General features: G+C 67.4%; 15 protein-coding genes. 8 read left to right on the forward strand and 7 right to left on the reverse strand.

Features of this window, described 5'->3' with window-relative positions; all coding sequences use genetic code 11:
• Positions 1–321 (forward strand): bifunctional 2-polyprenyl-6-hydroxyphenol methylase/3-demethylubiquinol 3-O-methyltransferase UbiG (gene ubiG, locus Q4F04_RS07365; RefSeq protein ID WP_303369188.1); only part of this gene is annotated, 321 nt, incomplete at its 5' end.
• 4 nt (positions 322–325) lie between these two features.
• Here the strand turns inward: ubiG and Q4F04_RS07370 are convergent.
• From Q4F04_RS07370 to grxC, 3 genes are read right to left on the reverse strand one after another with little or no spacing between them, the layout of a single operon-like run.
• Positions 326–778: a MarR family winged helix-turn-helix transcriptional regulator gene (locus Q4F04_RS07370; RefSeq protein ID WP_303369189.1), complete on the reverse strand. Its 453-nt coding sequence runs from the start codon at positions 776–778 to the stop codon at positions 326–328.
• On the reverse strand, positions 775–1614 hold the full coding sequence (locus Q4F04_RS07375) for a carbon-nitrogen hydrolase family protein (protein ID WP_303369190.1): 840 nt from the start codon (positions 1612–1614) through the stop codon (positions 775–777). Before Q4F04_RS07375 ends, Q4F04_RS07370 begins: the two co-directional genes overlap by 4 nt.
• Before the next feature lie 4 nt (positions 1615–1618).
• Complete coding sequence (grxC, locus tag Q4F04_RS07380; RefSeq protein ID WP_303369191.1) at positions 1619–1879, reverse strand: glutaredoxin 3; 261 nt, start codon at positions 1877–1879, stop codon at positions 1619–1621.
• Between the two features lie 198 nt (positions 1880–2077).
• Here grxC and Q4F04_RS07385 point away from each other — a divergent pair, with 198 nt between their 5' ends.
• The 7 genes from Q4F04_RS07385 to infB all read left to right on the forward strand — a co-directional run bounded on the left by Q4F04_RS07385 (position 2078) and on the right by infB (position 11796).
• Positions 2078–3178 carry a carboxynorspermidine decarboxylase gene (locus Q4F04_RS07385; protein WP_303369192.1) on the forward strand — a complete coding sequence of 367 codons (1101 nt, stop codon included), beginning with the start codon at positions 2078–2080 and terminating at the stop codon, positions 3176–3178.
• Between the two features lie 24 nt (positions 3179–3202).
• Positions 3203–4435 carry a saccharopine dehydrogenase family protein gene (locus Q4F04_RS07390; protein ID WP_303369193.1) on the forward strand — a complete coding sequence of 411 codons (1233 nt, stop codon included), beginning with the start codon at positions 3203–3205 and terminating at the stop codon, positions 4433–4435.
• 314 nt (positions 4436–4749) lie between these two features.
• Complete coding sequence (locus Q4F04_RS07395) at positions 4750–6117, forward strand: AI-2E family transporter (protein ID WP_303369194.1); 1368 nt, start codon at positions 4750–4752, stop codon at positions 6115–6117.
• Positions 6118–6259: 142 nt separating this feature from the next.
• Entirely contained in the window at positions 6260–6931 is a 672-nt protein-coding gene (rimP, locus tag Q4F04_RS07400; RefSeq protein ID WP_303369195.1) for a ribosome maturation factor RimP, read from the forward strand.
• Positions 6932–6934: 3 nt separating this feature from the next.
• Positions 6935–8611, forward strand: a complete 1677-nt coding sequence (gene nusA / locus Q4F04_RS07405) for a transcription termination factor NusA (protein WP_303369196.1) — start codon at positions 6935–6937, stop codon at positions 8609–8611.
• 16 nt (positions 8612–8627) lie between these two features.
• On the forward strand, positions 8628–9266 hold the full coding sequence (locus tag Q4F04_RS07410) for an RNA-binding protein (protein WP_303369197.1): 639 nt from the start codon (positions 8628–8630) through the stop codon (positions 9264–9266).
• On the forward strand, positions 9256–11796 hold the full coding sequence (gene infB / locus Q4F04_RS07415; protein WP_303369198.1) for a translation initiation factor IF-2: 2541 nt from the start codon (positions 9256–9258) through the stop codon (positions 11794–11796). Before Q4F04_RS07410 ends, infB begins: the two co-directional genes overlap by 11 nt.
• A 437-nt stretch (positions 11797–12233) precedes the next feature.
• Here infB and Q4F04_RS07420 read toward each other — a convergent pair whose 3' ends face one another.
• The 4 genes from Q4F04_RS07420 to Q4F04_RS07435 form a co-directional block, all read right to left on the reverse strand.
• Positions 12234–12362, reverse strand: coding sequence for a hypothetical protein (locus tag Q4F04_RS07420; protein ID WP_255434732.1), 129 nt, complete (start codon positions 12360–12362; stop codon positions 12234–12236).
• A 155-nt stretch (positions 12363–12517) separates the two neighbouring features.
• Positions 12518–12928 (reverse strand): 8-oxo-dGTP diphosphatase MutT, encoded by a 411-nt coding sequence (mutT, locus tag Q4F04_RS07425; protein ID WP_303369199.1) that lies wholly within the window; start codon positions 12926–12928, stop codon positions 12518–12520.
• Between the two features lie 76 nt (positions 12929–13004).
• Entirely contained in the window at positions 13005–14339 is a 1335-nt protein-coding gene (argJ, locus tag Q4F04_RS07430; protein ID WP_303369200.1) for a bifunctional glutamate N-acetyltransferase/amino-acid acetyltransferase ArgJ, read from the reverse strand.
• Positions 14340–14341: 2 nt separating this feature from the next.
• Positions 14342–15169: a peptidylprolyl isomerase gene (locus tag Q4F04_RS07435; RefSeq protein WP_303369201.1), complete on the reverse strand. Its 828-nt coding sequence runs from the start codon at positions 15167–15169 to the stop codon at positions 14342–14344.
• Position 15170 lies beyond the last annotated feature (1 nt).

A 15170-nucleotide genomic window follows, 5' to 3' on the forward strand; every position in this document is an offset into this window, starting at 1 on the left:
GCCGACCCGCAGGAGTTCATCACCACCTGCGCCCGGCTGCTGCGGCCGGGCGGGCTGCTGGTCGCGTCCACCCTGAACCGCACGCCGCAGAGCTTTGCCGCCGCCATCGTCGGCGCCGAGTGGATCATGCGCTGGCTGCCGCGCGGCACGCATGAATGGTCGCGATTCATCCGCCCTACGGAACTCGGGTCGATGTTCGACGCGGCGGGGGTGCGGGTGGTGGACCGCAGCGGCATGGTCTTCAACCCGCTGGGCTGGTCCTGGTCGCTGTCCAAGCGCGACCTGTCGGTGAACTACCTGATGACCGGCGTGAGGCAGTAGGGCGTCAGGCTTCCTCTTCAAGCCGTTCGCGCAGCCGGCGCAGGACGGGCAGGGCGCGGCGGACCTCGGCGGGGCCGATGTCGCGGACGATCTCGGTCAGGTGCGGCAGGAAGGCCGCCAGCGCCGCATCCCGCGCCGCCCGGCCCGAGGGGCTGATCCCCACCCATTTGCGCCGCGCGTCGTTCCAGTCGGGACGGACATGGACGTGGCCGGCCCATTCCAGCCGGCCCACGGTGTTGGTCATGGCGCTGCGGTTGACGTGAAAGGCCTCGGCCAGCTGGGCGGGGGTGCGTTCCTCGTTCAGATGGGCGAGCAGGTTCAGCACCGAGAAATGCGACAGTTGCATCCCGCGGGGCAGGGCGCGGGTGACCAGCGTGCGGGCCATCTGCTCATTGACGATGACCTCGGCGAAAAGGCTCGCGGCCAGCGCGGCGGCGGATTCGGGATCGTCGCTCATGGTCCCCAGACAAGCGGGTCGTGGCGCCAGGCGGGGACGCGGGCGCGGGCGTGTCTGACCTGCGCCATGTCCAGATCGGCCAGCGTGACGCCGGGTTCCGTGCCCGCATCGGCCAGCACCTCACCCCAAGGGGCCACGGCCAACGAGCGGCCATAGCTTTCCCGCGGCTTCTTGCCGGGGCTGTGGGGCGCCGGATGGGTGCCCGTCTGGGCCGCGGCCAGCACGAAGCAGCCTGTCTCGATGCCGCGGGCGCGCAGCAGGACGTGCCAATGCGCTTCGCCCGTCTTCGGGTGGAAGGCCGAGGGCACGGTCAGGATCGTCGCGCCCGCCCGCGCCAAGCGGCGATAAAGCGCAGGGAAGCGCAGATCGTAGCAGATCGTCAGGCCCATCGGGCAGGGACCCTGCGCCAGCACCGCGCGGTCGCCGGGGCGGAAGCTGCGGCTTTCGCGGAAGCTTTCGCCCTCGCCGATATCGGCGTCGAACATGTGGATCTTGTCATAACGCGCGGCGATCCCGCCATCCGGCGCGATCAGGAAGCTGCGGTTGGCGAAGCGTTCCTCGGCCGGGTCCTCATGGCGCAGCGACAACGAGCCGACGGACAGCCAGACCCCCAGTTCGCGCGCCGCGCCGCGCAGGGCGGCGAGCGTCGGGTCCCCGGCCTCGGGCAGCAGGACCGCGCGCTGGCGGTCGCGGTCGGGGGTGATGATGTTCGTGGCCTCGGGCGTCAGCAGCAGGGTGGCGCCGCCTGCCGCCGCTGCGCGCAGGAAGTCCAGCGTGACGGGCAGGTTCGCCGCTGGATCGTCGCCGGTGTTCAACTGGATCAGGGCCGCGCGCATTGTCTTACAGCCCCAGCATGGGGTCCAGCTTGCCCGCGCGGTCCAGCGCATGGATGTCGTCCGAGCCGCCGACATGCGTCCCGTCGATGAAGATCTGCGGCACCGTGCGGCGGCCGTTCGCGCGCTGGGTCATCTCGGCCCGGCGCTCGGGCTCGCGGCCGACGTCGATCATCTCGTAGGACACGCCCTTTTTCTGCAGAAGCCCGCGGGCGGCGTGGCAGTAGGGGCAGCTCTGGGTGGCGTAGATTTCGACGCGGGCGGTCATGGGAAACTCCTGTGGGGGCGCTTGTGATGATCTAGGGGCGAAAGCCGCAGGCTACCAGAGCCGCTCCCCGGCCTGCGCCGCAGGGGAACGCAGGCCCCCCGCGCATGTTCCCGGCTGTCATGCGGGCGTCGCAGTTGCTTGTCACCACGGGCCGCGGACCCTATATGCCGGGTTTCCCCTTTCCCGCCCGAGGCTTCGATGACCGGACCGCAGACGCCCTTCTACCTGATCGACCGCGCCAAGCTTCAGGCGAACATGGACAGGATGGTGCGGCTGCGCGAGCGTTCGGGCGCAAAGACGCTGCTGGCGCTGAAATGCTTTGCGACTTGGGGCGTCTTCGACCAGATGTCGCAATACATGGACGGCACCACCTCGTCCTCGCTGAACGAATTGCGGCTGGGGCGCGAGAAGTTCGGGGGGGAAACGCATGCCTATTCCGTCGCCTGGGCCGATCACGAGATCGACGAGGCGGTGGGCTATGCCGACAAGATCATCTTCAACTCGCTGGGTCAGTTGGACCGCTTTGCCGACCGGGCAAGCGGGATCGCCCGCGGGCTGCGGCTGAACCCGCGGTTCTCGACCAGCGGATTCGACCTTGCCGACCCGGCGCGCAAGTTCTCGCGCCTGGGCGAATGGGACATGGCGCGGCTGGAACAGGCGCTCGACCGCATTAGCGGCGTGATGATCCACTACAACTGCGAGAACCGGGACTATCCGCTGTTCGCGGGCCAGCTTGACCGGATCGAATCCGAGTTCGGCGGCTTCCTGGAAAAGCTGGACTGGGTCAGCCTTGGCGGCGGCATCCATTTCACCGGCGAGGACTATCCGCTGGACGACCTTGCCGACCGATTGCGGGCGTTTTCCGACCGCTTCGGGGTGCAGGTCTACCTGGAACCGGGCGAGGCCAGCATCACGGGCACGACGACGCTTGAGGTCACGGTGCTGGACATCCTGAACAACGGCAAGGAAGTCGCCATCGTGGACAGCTCGATCGAGGCGCATATGCTCGACCTGCTGATCTACCGCGAGGATGCCAAGCTGCCGCAGGACGGCGACCACGGATACCAGATCGCGGGCAAGTCCTGCCTTGCGGGCGACATCTTCGGCGACGCGCGTTTCCCGCAGCCGCTGAAGGTCGGGGACCGCATCAGCATCGAGGACGCGGCGGGCTATACCATGGTCAAGAAGAACTGGTTCAACGGCGTGGCCATGCCCGCCATCTGCATCCGCGAGCTTGACGGTCGCATCACGACCGTGCGCAGCTTCGGCTATGACGATTACCGGGACTCGCTGTCCTGATTTTCCTGAAAGGAGACCGCTGAGGTGGCCAAACCCAACGTCCTCATCATCGGCGCCGGTGGCGTCGCCCAGGTTTCGGCCCACAAGGTCGCGCAATGGGCCGACGAGTTCGGCGACATCCACATGGCGAACCGGACCCAATCCAAGGCCGACGCCATCGTCGAGGGGATCAGGGCGAAAGGCCATGCCAGTGGCCGCACGATCACGACCCATGCGCTGGACGCGATGGACAGCGCGGCGGTGGCCGATCTGATCCGCAGGACGGATGCGAAGATCGTCATCAACGTCGGCTCGCCCTTCATCAACATGACGGTGCTGCAGGGCTGCATCGACGCGGGCGCGGCCTATATCGACACCGCAATCCACGAGGACCCGGCGAAGATCTGCGAAACGCCGCCCTGGTACGACAACTACGAATGGAAGCGGCGCGAGGATTGCGAGAAGGCGGGCGTGACCGCCATCCTCGGCGCGGGCTTCGATCCGGGCGTCGTCAACGCCTATGCCCGGCTGGCCGAGGACGAGTATTTCGACAAGATCGAAGCCATCGACATCGTGGACATCAACGCCGGTTCGCATGGCCGCTATTTCGCCACGAACTTCGACCCCGAGATCAACTTCCGCGAGTTCACCGGCACGGTCTACTCTTGGCAGGGTGGCGAATGGCGCGAGAATGCGATGTTCGAGGTCGGACGCGAATGGGACCTGCCTGTCGTCGGCAAGCGCACCGCCTATCTGTCGGGCCATGACGAGGTGCATTCGCTGGCCGCCCGCTATCCCGACGCGGATGTGCGCTTCTGGATGGGCTTCGGCGAGCATTACATCAACGTCTTCACCGTGCTGAAGAACATCGGCCTTCTGTCCGAGCAGCCGGTGACCACCGCCGAGGGGCTGGAGGTCGTGCCGCTCAAGGTCGTCAAGGCCGTGTTGCCCGACCCCGCGACCCTTGCGCCCGACTATACCGGCAAGACCTGCATCGGCGATCTCGTGAAAGGCACCCGCGACGGCAAGCCGGGCGAGGTCTTCATCTACAACGTGGCCGACCATGCCGAGGCATATGCCGAGGTCGGCAGCCAGGGCATCAGCTACACGGCGGGAGTCCCCCCGGTCGCGGCGGCGATCCTGATCGCACGGGGCGAATGGGACGTGAAGCGCATGGTCAACGTCGAGGACCTGCCCGCGCGGCCCTTCCTTGAACTGCTGGGCGAGATGGGCCTGCCCACCCGCGTCATCGACGCAAGCGGCGACCGCTCCATCTGAGGCGGCAGCCCGAGCCTTGGGAAAGGACCGGCCCCGACGCGGGCCGGTCCTTTTCATTTCCGGGGAAAGCCGATCCCTGCTGGCAGGGCCTGCGGTCCATATCCTGACGCCAGGCTGGGGCGGCCGGCGCGGGACGGGCCTTTCCGCGCCCCCAGGAAGGCTTGGGATCACGCCCCCGCAAGGCGCGGGCCGCCTTCGCCAGGACCGGCCCATCCCCCTGTTCTTTCCGGCAAGCTGCGGGAACGAAACGGATTCCTTGCCGTTCCAGGGGTCCGGGCCTGCCTTGGCCAAGGATTTCATCTGGAAGGGCGGCAATGGCGCAGACATCCCCGCAACGGCACATGTTCCCCCGCCGGAAGGCCGAGCCGAGGGGGCACCTGCCGGTGACGAACTGGGCGGTCATCGGCATCTTCATCATCCTCGCCTTCCAGATGCTGGCGACGGCGCGGGCCTTCCTGATGCCCGTCTGCCTTGGCGTGCTGCTGTTCTTCGTCTTCGTCCCCTTTCGGCGCTGGATGGACCGGCGCGGGATCAGGCCCGGCGTCACCGCCGGCATCGTGGTGCTGGGCATCCTCGCGACCATCGGCACGCTCGGCTTCTTCATCTCGGGCCCCGCCGGCGCGCTGATCGAGGAAGCGCCCGGCATCAGCCGCCAGCTTCAGGAACGCTATGAAACCTTCCGCGAGAACTTCCGCGGCATCGAGCGCGCGGCCGAAAACCTTTCAGGCAACAGTGCCGCCGTGGTGACGGTGCCGCCCGGGGCGCCGGGCACCGTCGCCACGGTCGAGCTTCCCGCGACCCCGCCCGGTCCCGCCGCCGCGCTGCCCAATGCGGCCAGGGACGGCACCATCGGACAGCCCCTCGGACAGCCGCCGTCCCAGACCATCCCTTCGGGGCTGGAGGTGATGGCGCAGGATTCGGGCACCATCGTCGCCTCCTCGACGGTCACCGATGGCGAGGCCCCCACCAACGAACTGCGGGTCGAGGTCGCCGCCCCGGCCAGCGGCAGCTCGATCACCCAGATCATCTTCGATCTCGGCCCGGCCATCGTCAGCCAGACCGTCTTCACCCTGATCTTCCTGTTCTTCCTGCTGGCCTCGGGCGACCTGCTGTATCTGCGGATCGTGCAAAGCTTCGACGCGCTGTCGGAAAAGCGCGCGGCCTATGACGCGCTGCGCCAGATCGAGGCCAGCCTCGGGTCCTATCTGGGCGCGATCACGCTGATCAACCTGGGCCTCGGGGTCGCCTCGGGGCTGGCGATGTGGACCTGGGGGATGCCCTCGCCGCTGTTATGGGGGATCGCGGCGGCGGTGCTGAACTACATCCCCTATATCGGCGCGGCGCTGGGCTATGTCGCGGCGGCACTGGTGGCGCTGGTGGTCTTCGACGACGGCTGGACCGCGGTCCTCGTGGGGCTGACCTATTTCGGCCTGACCGCCTTCGAGGGGCAGTTCATCACGCCTTATTTCGTTTCGTGGCGGCTGCAGTTGAACCCGGTCGTGGTGTTCCTGACCGTCGCGCTCTGGGCCTGGCTGTGGTCGGTCTTGGGCATGGTGGTTGCGGTGCCGATGCTGGTGGTCATGCGGGTGCTGTCCGATCACATCCCGGCGCTGGAAAAGTTCGGCAACTTCCTGGCGGGCGAGCCGCCCCCCGCGCTGGAGGAGGGGAAGGAAGGGCCATGATGAGCCAAACCCGATGCGGGCCTTGCAATGCGGCCCGCCTTCGGCTATATGAGCCTCACAGCGGCGCGGGGGTCCAAACCTCGCCCACCGGATGCTTGCACGGGCCGCCCAGACGGCCCGTTTTTATTTTCAGGATCGGACAATGACCGACCTCATCGCCAAGACCGCCATCGACCGGCGCCTGGCCGAGATCATCCAGCCGGTGATCGAGGGCATGGGCTACGAACTGGTGCGCGTCCGCCTGCAGGGCGGCCGCACCGCCACGCTGCAGATCATGGCCGACCGCCCGGAAGGGGGGATCAACGTCGAGGATTGCGCCGACATCTCGACCGCCGTCAGCGCCACGCTGGACGTGGAAGACCCGCTGGAGGACGCCTATCATCTCGAAGTCTCCAGCCCCGGCATCGACCGGCCGCTGACGCGGCTCAAGGACTTCGCGACCTTCGAGGGCTATGACGTACGGCTGGAAACCAACCAGCCCATCGACGGACGCAAGCGCTTCAAGGGCGTGCTGGCCGGGGTGGAAGGCGACGAGGTCCTGCTGAACATCGAGGAACAGGGCCAGACCCACACCATCGGCCTGAACTTCGACCTTCTGGCCGACGCCAAGCTTCTGCTGACGGACGAGCTGATCGCGCTGATGCTGAAGCAGCGGAAAGAGGCGGGCACGCTGCCCCCCGGCGCGGAAGCGGGTGCGGGCATCGGCGACGGGCAGGCGATAGACCCCGAGGATTCGGGCTTCGACGAGATCGAAATGGACGAGGGGCCGGACCCCGAAACCGAACAGGGCGGCTCTGCCGCGACCAAGGAGTGATTGATGGCCATCACCTCTGCCAACCAGCTTGAGCTGCTGCAGACTGCCGAGGCGGTCGCGCGCGAGAAGATGATCGACCCCGGCCTCGTGATCGAGGCGATGGAGGACAGCCTCGCCCGTGCGGCCAAGTCCCGCTACGGCGCGGAAATGGACATCCGCGTCAGCATCGACCGCAAGACCGGCAACGCGGGCTTCACCCGCGTCCGCACCGTGGTCGAGGACGAGGAAGTCGAGAACTACCAGGCGCAGTTCAGCGCCCGCGACGCGAAACCCTATTTCGAGCCGACAAAGGGCCAGTCCCGCTGGCTGCGCGACGGCGCGCCGATCACCGATTTCGCGGGCGGCCCGCAGGTCGGCGACATCTTCGAAGAGCAGGTGCCGCCGGTCGAACTGGGCCGCATCGCCGCGCAATCGGCCAAGCAGGTGATCCTGCAGCGCGTCCGCGAGGCCGAGCGCGACCGCCAGTATGAAGAGTTCAAGGACCGCGCCGGCAGCATCATCAACGGCGTCGTCAAGCGCGAGGAATACGGCAACATCATCGTGGACGTGGGCCGCGGCGAGGCGATCCTGCGCCGCAACGAGAAGATCGGCCGCGAAAGCTATCGCCCGAACGACCGCATCCGTGCCTATGTCAAGGATGTGCGCCGCGAGGCCCGTGGCCCGCAGATCTTCCTGTCGCGGACCGACCCGCAGTTCATGGCGGAACTGTTCAAGATGGAAGTGCCGGAAATCTACGACGGCGTCATCGAGATCAAGGCCGTGGCCCGCGATCCGGGTTCCCGCGCGAAGATCGCGGTGATCTCCTATGACAACTCCATCGACCCGGTCGGCGCCTGCGTCGGGATGCGCGGCAGCCGTGTGCAGGCCGTTGTGGGCGAGCTTCAGGGCGAGAAGATCGACATCATCCCGTGGTCCCAGGATCAGGCCACCTTCCTCGTGAACGCGCTGCAGCCTGCCGAGGTCGCCAAGGTCGTCGTGGACGAGGACGGCGGCAACCGCATCGAGGTCGTGGTCCCCGAGGAACAGCTTTCGCTGGCCATCGGCCGCCGCGGCCAGAACGTGCGGCTGGCAAGCCAGCTCACCGGTCTCGACATCGACATCCTCACCGAAGAGGAAGAATCCAAGCGCCGGCAGGCCGAGTTCAACGCCCGCACCCAGCTGTTCATGGAAACGCTGGATCTGGACGAGTTCTTCGCGCAACTGCTGGTGGCCGAGGGCTTCACCAACCTTGAGGAAGTGGCCTACGTCGAACTCGACGAGCTTCTGTCGATCGAGGGCGTGGACGAGGGCACGGCCGAGGAATTGCAGGCCCGCGCCCGCGACCACCTGGAAGCCGCCAGCCGCGCCGCGCTTGAGAAGGCGCGCGAACTTGGCGCCGAGGACAGCCTGATCGAGTTCGAGGGCCTGACCGCGCAGATGGTCGAGGCGCTGGCGAAGGACGGCGTCAAGACGCTGGAGGACTTTGCCACCTGCGCCGACTGGGAACTCGCCGGCGGCTGGACCACGGAAAATGGGCAGCGCAAGAAGGACGACGGCATCCTGGAATCCTTCGGCGTCGATCTGGAACAGGCGCAGGACATGGTGATGACCGCCCGCGTCATGCTGGGCTGGGTGGACCCCGACGAGTTGCACCCCGCAGCCGAGGACGAATCGGCCGCAGCCGAGGAGGCCGGGGTGTAACGCCCCGGGTTGCCGCTTGACGCGCGGGGGTCGTGAAAAGGATCGCGAGGCGCCGCCGGAACGGCGCTGCCTCGTCACGGGCGAGGTGCAGCCCAAGGCCGGGCTGATCCGCTTTGTCGCGGGGCCGGACGGCACCGTCGTGCCCGATCTTGCAGAAAAGCTGCCGGGCCGGGGCTTCTGGGTCACGGCCGACAGGGCTGCGTTGCAAAAAGCTGCCGACAAGGGACTGTTTTCCCGCGGTGCGAAGGCCCATGTAAGGGCAGAGCCGGATCTCGCAGACGGGATCGAAGCGGCGCTGGCGCGTCGGGTAGTCGAGTTGATCTCGCTCTCCCGCAAGGCCGGCGACGCGGTGGCGGGATTCGAGAAGGTCAAGGGCTGGCTGGCCGACGGGAAGGCGAAGGTGCTGTTCCAGGCCAGTGACGGGTCCGACCGGGGCAAGGGCAAGCTGTGGACGCCGACCGGCGGCCGCTGGTTCGGGTGCCTCACGGCATCGGAATTGGGTTTGGCTTTCGGGCGCGATCATGTCATACACAGCGCGCTCGCGCCGGGGGGCCTGACCGACAAGGTGATCAGGGACGCCAGCAGACTGAACGGTCTGCGCGGGCATATCGGCAGTTCGGCTGCCGGGAAGGATTCGAGAGCGGATGAACGATAGAGACGGAAAGAAGCCCCTGGGTCTGGGCGGCGGCGCGGGCGGGCGGTCCGGCCAGGTGAAGCAGAGCTTCAGCCACGGGCGCACGCATAACGTGGTGGTCGAGACCAAGCGCAAGCGCGTCGTGACGCCCAAGCCGGCGACGGGTCCGAACCCGGCGCTGCGGCCGAATTCGCCTGCGTCCGTGGCCTCGGATCCGTCCAAGCGCCCGGCCGGGATCACCGAAGCCGAGATGGAGCGCCGCCTCAAGGCCCTTGCCGCCGCCAAGGCGCGCGAGGCCGAGGACAACGCCCGCCGCGCCGCCGAGGAAAAGGCCCGCGAGGAAGAACGCGAACGCCGCCGCGCCGAGATCGAGGCGAAGGAACGCGAGGAGCGCGAGCGCGAGGAAGCCCTGCGGCTGAAGGCCGAAGAGGACGCCCGCAAGCTGCGCGAGGCCGAACTGCGCGCCCAGAAGAAGGCCGAGGTCACGGCCAAGCCCGAACGCGCCGCCGCCCCGGACCGTGCCGCGGCCGAGGCCGCCGCCGCCCGCGCCGAAAAGCCGGGCGTAGCCACTGGCCCGCGCCGCACCGACCGCGACCGCCGCGATACCGGTGGCGACAGCGACGCCAAGGCCAAGGCCAAGGCCGAGGAAAACCGCCGCACCGGCCGGCTGTCCCTGACCCAGGCGCTTGCCGGGGGCGAGGGCGGACGTGTCCGCAGCCTCGCCGCGATGAAGCGCAAGCAGGAAAAGGCCCGCGCCAAGGCCATGGGCCAGTCGCAGCGTGCCGAAAAGCAGTTCCGCGACGTGCAGCTGCCGGAAACCATCGTCGTCAGCGAGTTGGCGAACCGGATGACCGAGCGTGTCACCGACGTCATCAAGTCGCTGATGAAGATGGGCATGATGGTCACGGCCAACCAGACCATCGACGCCGACACCGCCGAGCTCGTGATCGAGGAATTCGGCCACAGGGCCGTCCGTGTGTCCGACGCCGACGTGGAACAGGTGATCCACACCGTCGAGGACAAGCCCGAGGATCTGCAGCCCCGCGCCCCGATCGTCACGATCATGGGCCATGTGGACCACGGCAAGACCTCGCTGCTGGACCGCATCCGGCAGGCCAATGTCGTCTCGGGCGAAGCGGGCGGCATCACCCAGCATATCGGCGCCTATCAGGTGACGACTGAATCGGGTGCGCTGCTGACCTTCCTCGATACGCCGGGCCACGCGGCCTTCACCTCGATGCGGGCGCGCGGTGCCAACGTCACCGACATCGTCGTGCTGGTGGTGGCGGCAGATGACGCGGTGATGCCGCAGACGGTCGAGGCGATCAATCACGCCAAGGCCGCCAATGTCCCGATGATCGTGGCGATCAACAAGATCGACAAGCCGACCGCCAACCCGCAGAAGGTCCGCACGGACCTGCTGCAGCACGAGGTCGTGGTCGAGGCGATGTCGGGCGAGGTGCAGGACGTCGAGGTTTCCGCCCATACCGGCGAAGGCATCGACGAGCTGCTGGAAGCCATCGCGCTGCAGGCCGAGATCCTGGAACTGCAGGCCAATCCCGACCGGACGGCGCTGGGTGCGGTGATCGAGGCCAAGCTGGACGTGGGCCGCGGTCCCGTTGCGACGGTCCTGGTCCAGAACGGCACGCTGAAGCAGGGCGACATCTTCGTCGTCGGCGAACAGTGGGGCAAGGTTCGCGCGCTGATCAACGACAAGGGCGAGCGCGTGTCCGAGGCCGGTCCTTCGGCCCCGGTCGAGGTGCTGGGCATCAACGGCACCCCCGAGGCGGGCGACGTGCTGAACGTCGTCGAGACCGAGGCGCAGGCCCGCGAGATCGCCGACTACCGCATCCAGCAGGCCAAGGACAAGCGCGCCGCCGCCGGTGCTGCGACCACGCTGCAGGAGCTGATGGCGAAGGCCAAGGCCGACGAGAACGTGGCCGAACTGCCGGTGGTCGTGAAGGCCGACGTGCAGGGTTCGGCCGAGGCCATCGTCCAGGCGCTGGAGAAGGTCGGCAACGAAGAGGTCCGCGTCCGCGTGTTGCATTACGGCGTGGGTGCGATCACCGAATCGGATATCGGTCTTGCCGAGGCATCAAGCGCCCCGGTCATCGGCTTCAACGTCCGGGCGAATGCCCCGGCGCGGAATGCCGCGAACCAGAAGGGCGTCGAGATCCGGTATTACTCGATCATCTATGACCTCATCGACGACATCAAGGCGGCGGCCTCGGGCCTGCTGTCGGCCGAAGTGCGCGAGAACTTCATCGGCTATGCCGAGATCAAGGAAGTCTTCCGCGTCACCGGCATCGGCAATGTCGCGGGCTGCCTTGTCACCGAGGGCGTGGCGCGCCGTTCGGCAGGCGTGCGCCTGCTGCGCGACAACGTCGTCATCCACGAGGGCACGCTGAAGACGCTCAAGCGCTTCAAGGACGAGGTCAAGGAAGTGCAGTCCGGCCAGGAATGCGGCATGGCCTTCGAGAACTACGACGACATCCGCAAGGGTGACATCATCGAGATCTTCGAGCGCGAGGAAGTCGAGCGGAAGCTCTGAACCCCGGAAAGCAGAACAGGCGGCGCGTTCCATTCACGGAACGCGCCGTTTTGCTTTGCCGCATGGGGAAAGACGAAGAAATCGCAGGTGCTGATGTGGATGCAGCAACCAAATCCGCCAGCATGGCGGATGGCTTGGCGGTGGTCTGCTGAAGAAATCGAGGAAATGGGCGTCCGGTCAGGGCGTCACGGCGCAAACCCGAAGACGTGCCGGATTGGGACGGGGACCAAGGAAGTAATCTCCGGGATCAGCCTTCATCCAGCACCTGGGTAAGCAACCCGGATGTGAAGAAAAGCGCCCTGTCCTGAAGAAAGCCCCAACCCGCGCATGTCCGGCGAAAGCATCGCAGGAAAGCAGGCGCGGGATCATGGGCGAGGCCGCCGGGCAAGCGGCCCCGTCATCTTTCTGCCGATCTGCTGCGCTGGCTGCCCCCTATTTCAGCGCTGGACCGGCTTTCCGACATAGGTCTGCTCGCCCACGCGAACGGCGATCTGGCCATTGCCCATGTCCCGTTCGAACATGCCTTGGACAGAGATGCAGCTACCCACGGTGATTGTGCGAATCATCCTTCGATCCTCCCGAACTTTCCGGCCCCTGATGGGAACATGGCCCATATTGTCACCAAACCGTTGATAAAAGGTTAGCGATAACTAGACGGCCCGTCGGAAAGCCGAACGCATGACGCAACGGCGCCACATCCCCCTGCGACGAAATGCGCAGGTCACAGCCAGTCGCGCAGGATCGGCACCAGCGGCAGGTCGGCCGGCGGCATGGGATAGCGCGCCAGATCAGTCGCCCGCACCCAGGCCAGTTCCTGCCCTTCACGCGGCTGCGGCGTGCCCTGCCAGCGGCGGCAGGCATAAAGCGGCATCAGCAGGTGGAAGCTGTCATAGGCATGGCTGGCAAAGGTCAGCGGCGCGAGGCAGGAATTCCAGGTCTCGATGCCCAGTTCCTCGTCCAGCTCGCGGATCAGTGCGGCCTCGGGCGTTTCGCCGGGATCGACCTTGCCGCCCGGAAACTCCCACAAGCCCGCCATGGGCTTGCCCTCCGGCCGCCGCGCCAGCAGCACCCGGCCGTCCGCGTCGATCAGCGCGACCGCCGCGACCAGAACCATGCGGAATCCGTCGTCCATCTTCTTCGTCCAAATATCCCGCGGGATGAACGGGGCAGGGGCCCCGTTCATGGGGGCGCGAAGCCCCCAGCTTCCCTTACGACCGGTAATCGGCGTTGATGTCGATGTAGCGATGCGTCAGGTCGCAGGTCCAGACCGTGCGCTTGCCGCGGCCCAAGCCCAGATCGACGCCGATCACCAGCTCGTCCTGCTTCATGTAGGCGCTGACGGCGGCCTCGTCATAGCCGGGCGCCCGCCAGCCGTTCTCGGCCAGCACCATGTCGCCGAAGCGGATCGACAGCCGGTCGCGGTCGGCCTGCGCCCCGGACTTGCCGACGGCGGCGACAACCCGGCCCCAGTTGGCGTCCTCGCCCGCGATGGCGGTCTTGACCAGCGGGCTGTTGGCGATGGCCATGGCGACCTTGTGGGCGTCTGCGTCGCTGGTCGCGCCCGTCACCTGCACCTCGACGAACTTCGTGGCGCCCTCGCCGTCGCGGACGACCTGCTGGGCAAGGTCGCGCATGACGCCACCCAGCGCCTCGGTGAAGGCGCGGGCGGGCTTGCTGCGCAGGTCGGTGATCGCGGCCGCGTCTGATCGCCCGGTCGCCGCCAGGATCAGGGCGTCCGAGGTCGAGGTGTCGCTGTCCACGGTGATCGCGTTGAAGGTCTCATCCAGTTGCGAGGACAGGATGCGCTGCGCGAGCTTAGGCTCGATCTTCGCATCGGTGAAGATATAGACCAGCATGGTCGCCATGTCGGGGGCGATCATGCCGGACCCCTTGGCGATCCCGGCGATGCGGATGGTGCCGCCGTCCACCTCGATCTCGGTGCCCGCGCCCTTGGGGAAGGTGTCGGTCGTCATGATCGCGCGGGCGGCCCCGGCAATCCCGCCTTCGTCCAGGTCGGCCACAAGCTGGTCCACGATGGCGGTGATCTTCTGCGCGGGCAGGGGTTCCCCGATCACCCCGGTTGAGGACGAGAACACCCGCCGCGCCGGTACCCCCAGGGTGCGGGCCACCGCATCCGTGACCGCATCGACGGCGCGCTGCCCCTCGGCCCCGGTGAAGGCATTGGCGTTGCCCGAGTTCACCACGATGGCCGCGCCTTGGTCGGTATCCTGGCTGCCCGACAGCTTGTCCTGGCAGTCCAGCACGCAGGCCGCGCGGGTGGATGACCGGGTGAAGGCCCCCGCGATGGCGGTTCCCGGCGGCAGCTTCACCAGCGTCACGTCGGTGCGGCCCTGATACTTGATCCCCGCCGCGCCCGAGGCGAACTCGACGCCCGCGATCACCGGCAGGTCGGGGAAGCCTTTGGGCGCCAGCGGCGAGACGAGCACCGGCTTGGCGGATTTCACTGCCTTCTTCCTGCCGGTCTTGTCCTTGGCCTTTCCGGCCTTCTTCCCGGTCTTCGCGTCGCTCTTGACCTTGGCCATGATCAGTTGTCCAGCAGTTCGCTGCGGCTCAGCAGGGTCGGGTCAAGGTCCGGGGTCTTCTCGATCGCCGCCGCATCGACGCGGGCCTGCACCTCGGCTTCGACCTTCTGGCGGCGGACCTCGTTGGCAAGCTGGTCGCGGACGGCTTCGAACTCGGGCGGGGTCTGGGTGCGCGAATCGTTCAGCCTGATGACGTGCCAGCCGAACTGCGACTGCACCGGGGCAGAGATGGCGCCCTTTTCAAGCGCCACCACCGCATCGGCAAAGGGCTTGACCATCATGTCGGCGGTGAACCAGCCGAGATCGCCCTTGTTTCCGCTGCTGTTGTCGGTCGAGCGTTCTTCGGCCAGCGTCCCGAAATCGGCGCCATTCGCCAATTCGTCGGCGATGGCCCTGGCCTCCTCCTCGGTCGCGACAAGGATATGGGCGGCGCTGTATTCCGTCTTGGGCTCGGTCTGGGTGCCAAAGGCCGCGTCATAAGCGGCGCGCAGTTCCTCCTCGGTCGGTTCGGGGGCGGCGACCTTTTCCAGCGTGGCGGCATACTGGTAGCCGCGGCGCTCGTTTTCCAGCACGGCCTTGTCGCGCGGGGTGGGCGATTGCGCGGCGACCTGCGCCACGGCGGCCTGCCGGATCATCTGGTCCAGCATCAGGTCCCACAGCGCCGCGTCGGGCAGGCCCGCGACCGCGGAGGAATGCAGGCTTTCGCGCATCGCGATCATCTGGCCCAGCGTGATCGCCTCGCCGTTCACGGTTGCGACAACGGTATCGGGGCGCGGGGCGCCCGTGGCCTCGGCCGTCGCGGGGGGCGTTTCGGCAGGCGCCTGCGCCAGC

The organism is Paracoccus sp. (in: a-proteobacteria) (genome assembly GCF_030536915.1).
Classification (GTDB): Bacteria; Pseudomonadota; Alphaproteobacteria; order Rhodobacterales; family Rhodobacteraceae; genus Paracoccus.